General features: G+C 57.3%; 3 protein-coding genes. 1 reads left to right on the forward strand and 2 read right to left on the reverse strand.

Annotated features, from left to right (window positions below; translation table 11 throughout):
• A partial coding sequence (locus VMW13_09410; GenBank protein HUV45032.1) for an MG2 domain-containing protein occupies nt 1-2,061 on the reverse strand: 2,061 nt, incomplete at its 3' end.
• A 206-nt stretch (nt 2,062-2,267) separates the two neighbouring features.
• Complete coding sequence (locus tag VMW13_09415; protein ID HUV45033.1) at nt 2,268-2,975, reverse strand: hypothetical protein; 708 nt, start codon at nt 2,973-2,975, stop codon at nt 2,268-2,270.
• 162 nt (nt 2,976-3,137) lie between these two features.
• Between VMW13_09415 and VMW13_09420 the strand changes: the two genes are divergently transcribed.
• Nucleotides 3,138-4,688, forward strand: a complete 1,551-nt coding sequence (locus VMW13_09420) for a carboxylesterase/lipase family protein (protein HUV45034.1) — start codon at nt 3,138-3,140, stop codon at nt 4,686-4,688.
• Nucleotides 4,689-4,807: the final 119 nt, after the last annotated feature.

Here is a 4,807-nt window from a genome sequence, read left to right on the forward strand (position 1 = left end):
CAGCCAGGTCTCGGGGAAGAACTGCCGCACCCGCTGCACCTCAGCCAGTGTACCATTACCGGTATCAACAACCACCGGAGCCGCAGCCGGTGCTGCTTCGGCCTCCTCAACCACTACCATTCCTTTTTCCATGAGACCATCTCGCGCCAGGAAAATGCCCTTGCCTCCCTGGGACTCGTACTCCTTGCCTTCGGGTATGTTATTGTTACTCAGCACCACCACACCGGCATCTTTAAAGACATCCTTCGCCCCCCTGGTGGTGATTGTCGGGTATATCGAGACCTCGTGCAACTCCACCTGGGGCTTCATGTAGAGCCTCTCCAGCTCGTCGAAGACCTGCTGGAGATTGAGCCGGTTCTCGGCCAGTATAAAGACCGACCTGTCCACAACGGCAATGCCCACCCTGGCTTCACCCTCGGTGGTGAGGTTGATATCCACTTCGGTGCCGGGTGCGGCTTCCTCTTTGCTGAACTCCGCGGTCACCTCGTGGGGGTACTCCGGTATGACCTGGAACGGTATGTAGTCCGCGGCGACCTCGCTGTTGGGTAGAATCTGGTAGACGAGGAGCCTGGCGGACGGTGTCATCATCGGGGTGGTATCGAAGGCAATCGTGCTGCTCCCGGTGTAGTCGCTAAACACCACCTTGTCGCGTGATACGACCTCGTAGTAGAAGTTGGCTGCCCGCCGGGTGGAGTTGACCTTAAACTTTATCTGTTCCCCTATTCGCGGGGTACCTTCACTCACCTGCTCCACGTGTATAAAGTTCCCCGAAGGCGAGTAGGAAGCCTGCAGGGTCAATGAAGTCCCGGCGTCCTCGGCACGGGCGTTAATAATCATGGCGACTGCTTTATCCGGCGGCGTGGTGGTGACCAACGCCTTTCCCTTGCTGGTATTAACCCTCTTTTCCTCGGTCTTTATCTCCTCGTATTCACTATCAAGATAATTTACCGACAGCTCTACCTGTTTGTCTACGGGTTCATTACCCGGCGTCTCGGTGATTACCAAAAAGCCGAATGCCAGACCCGGTTTGAAGACCATGCTCTCCGGTATTAGCTGCAGAGTCAACGGTGATTCGGCAACCGAGAGCAGTCGGCTGGTCTGTTCCTCGTAACCGGTGGCCATCTCCCGGACAGTTATGTCAAGCATAACGTTGCCTTTGCCGCCAGCCTCGGGGACCCCGGCTACGTAACGCACGGGTTGTAGCTCAAACTCCGTCTCGCCGTCTATTAACTTTGAGAAAGTGGCGTACTCCTGCCACTCGCCGACATAGCGTGAGGCCCTGATTTCCAGCTCTCCCTTCACCGGTTTGCCGAAGCTGTACTCCGAGATTACCTTACCTACCAAGGGTTCGTTCACCAGGAACCAGTCCCTGGGAAGCTCCACCTTGACCTCGTACTTGGGGAGCACGTACTTCTCCACCCGCACGTCAAGCTGGGTCTTGCCCTTTTCCGTGATGGCGTTTATCTTCCAGACACCCTCGTTCGGTTCCGTGGAGATGGGCAGGTCGATATCGACCATCCCGAAGTCATCCGTCTGTACTTCTTTGCGGAATATCTTTATCCCCTTGGCGTCAAGGACTTCCACGACGACCTGACCGATTTCAGCCATGAGTTCACCATTGAGCGTGACCACCTTCATGTGCATCGTCTGGCCGGGTTTGTATATCGGTTTGTCTGTTTCCAGAAAGACGAGAAGGCTTTTCTCCACTACTACCGTCGCTTTATCTTCAAAACCCTCTCCCTTTACCTGGACCTGATACTGCCCTTCAGCAACATCGGGAACGTCAATCTCTATCGTTCCCTTGCCCTTAATGGTCTTGCTGGCCTGGGCTATCTCCCTGCCATCCTTCAGCAGCGATACCTGGACATTACCAGATACCAGCCTTTCTCCCTGGAAGAGCGCCAGAGAGACCGACTCCGTGCTGCCGCTGTGCAGGACCCGCGGTACCATTGCCATATAGCTTTCCGCCGTTTCTGCACAGGTACAGGCCGGCATAATCGAGCCAACCAGTGCCAGAAGCAGGATTACGGCTGCTACCTTTATCTTTCCTGATCTCTTCATGGTTCCCCCCTTTTTGATACTCCCGGTATCTCGTTTCATTCCGGAATAGATATATTTCGATTAAGAAAGACCATCTGCATCGATGTTATTGTATTATACGACCTGCTGGCAGAAGTATCACAGGGGAATAGCAGCGTGTTTTCCCAACGTGATGGTCAGCCTGCGCAGGCCTTCCCGACTCAGCACCCCATACCACGGATACGGGTTCAGAGGGTATCCGGAGCATCGGTACGGGTGTACAGGATGGCGTTGCCTTGCTTTCCTGCCGGTGTGATACAACCCATCGCCCTCAGGCAGTAGGCCATCCTCTGGGCAAGTCGACGCGGCCTGCCGACGGCGCGCGCCAGGTCGGATGTAGTGAATGGCGTCACCAGGTCTTCCGGGATGAGGGCTGCCACGTCCGCCGGTGTTTCCAGTACCAGCCGGTCCAGCACCTTCAGCAACCGCCGTTCATCGATGGTCCACCCTTTTCTACGCCAGCCACGCCTCCGGTCCTGACGGCGTACCTCTTCCTCCTGGATCAGCAGCAATTCAATGGAGAAGTTGCTGTTAGAGATGAGTTCCGGGAAGCTGACCATCTCCTCGAAGACATCCGCAGGAATACCCCGCCTGGGTGACCTCCGCCGCCCCAGGATACGGTCACCTTTCTCCGGCATCCGCACTATCCACTTCTCCATGGCGATCGGGTACGCCAGGCGCACCGGGTGCTGCTTCACAAGCTCGGTGACTTTCCTCTTCAGTGCGGAGAAGCTGCGTGTCTGTATCTCTATCAGCAGGTCACCCCGCATAATGTCTATGATGTAGCTATCAACGGCTACCTCCACCTGGTCCCCCGGCCGGACATACCATGCTTTCAGAGCAGCATGAAGCTGTTTTTCGTTGAGCAGGTTTATCCCGTGTGATTCGTTCTGCAATTCTGAGGACACTTCCACCTTCCATGTGCCAGTGTACTATCCACCATCCGTCCTGACTTTATCGGCTGTGCCACTACCTGTCAAGCAGAACAATGTTGACACCGCTTCCACCAAACACTACAATTTGCCCTAGCAGTACAGAACGGTACCGAGGAGGAAGTAATGAGTGAGGCTACTGAAGCAATTGTCAAGACAACCGCAGGTAAGGTGGAAGGCAACTACCGGCGCGGAGCGTACGTCTTTTGCGGAATTCCCTACGCTGCCCCGCCAGTGGGAGGCCGCCGCTGGCTTCCTCCCCAACCGGTTGAACCCTGGGACGGTGTCCGTCCGGTGAAACGGTTCGCCACCACCGCACCACAGAACCCGCCCGAGAGCAGCATTCTCGCTGCCCCACAGCCAGAACCCCAGGACGAAGACTGCCTCTACCTCAACATCTTCACCCCGGGCCTGGATGACGCGCGCCGTCCGGTACTCTTCTGGATTCACGGGGGCGGTTTCACAACGGGTTCCGGTTCGGCCCTGGTCTACTATGGACGCAACATAACAATGCGCGGTGATGTCGTGCTGGTCACCATCAACTATCGCCTGGGTGCTCTCGGATTCCTCAAGCTGGATGAGGTAACCAACGGCAAAATCCCGGCTACCGGCAACGAGGGACTACTCGACCAGACCTTTGCCCTGGAGTGGGTGCGCGATAATATTGACGCCTTCGGGGGCGACCCGGACAACGTGACCATCTTCGGAGAATCCGCCGGTGGTATGAGTGTCGGTGCCCAATTGGCAATGCCGGGGGCAAAGGGGCTGTTCCACAAGGCCATTCCGCAGAGCGGCGCTGCCCACACGGCAAGTTCCCTGGACCGTTCAGTAAAGGCAGCAAACGTTTTCATCGAAATTCTCGGTGTCAGTGCCGGTGATACTGACGCCCTGCGCTCATTGACCGTGGACCGACTGATGGAGGCCCAGAAGGAACTGGCCGTCAGGTCGGTTGCGCCCGATTCCGGCATCGGTGGCGGTCTGCCGCTCCAGCCGGTTATTGACGGCAAGGTGCTTCCAGAGCTTCCTATCAATGCCATCGCCAGCGGCTCAGCCGACGGCGTCCCTGTTCTGGTCGGTTCTAATCTCGAAGAGTGGAAGCTGTTCGGCGTGATGGACCCGAGCATAGCCAGGCTCACCGAAGAGCAGCTTCCAGGACGCTGCCGGAGGCTGATTCCCTCCGGTGATGTCAGCGGGCTGATTGAAGCCTACCGTAAAGCACGGGAAAAACGGGGTGTGTCGAGCACACCGGCCGAGCTTCTCATGGCCATCCAGACCGACCGTACGTTCCGAATGCCGGCTATCGTACTTGCCGAAACCCAGATGCAGCGTGGCACTCCTGCCTACAACTACCTGTTCACCTGGACCTCGCCGGCAATGGAGGGCAGGCTGGGAGCATGCCATGCCCTGGAACTGGGATTCCTCTTCGGAACGCACGAGGAGAACTTCTCCGGGACAGGACCGGAGGCTGATGCCCTTTCCGAGAACATGCAGGACACCTGGGTGGCCTTTGCCAGGACCGGTGACCCGAGCTGTGAGAGTCTCGGTAAGTGGCCGGCCTATGGTGAGCGGCGGGAGACCATGCTCCTCGGCAGGGAAAGTGCTCTTGTGGAAGCGCCCTATGAAGAGGAACGCCGCGCCTGGGACGCCATTCCGGACGTGTCCGCCGGGACGTTCTGACGCATACCTGTGCTTGCGCCTCCTGTCCGGGGGAAACAGCTAACGCCGAAGCGACTCGTTAGAACTCGATTTCTCTGACATCGTCGGCTACAATCAGATAGGCTTCGGTCTGCTCCTGA

The sequence above is a fragment of the Dehalococcoidales bacterium genome, assembly GCA_035529395.1.
Lineage (GTDB): Bacteria > Chloroflexota > Dehalococcoidia > Dehalococcoidales > Fen-1064 > DUES01.

Coding starts and splice junctions, on each gene's coding strand:
- VMW13_09420 (HUV45034.1), top strand. CDS start 3,138: ATGAGTGAGGCTACTGAAGCAATTGTCAAGACAACCGCAGGTAAGGTG.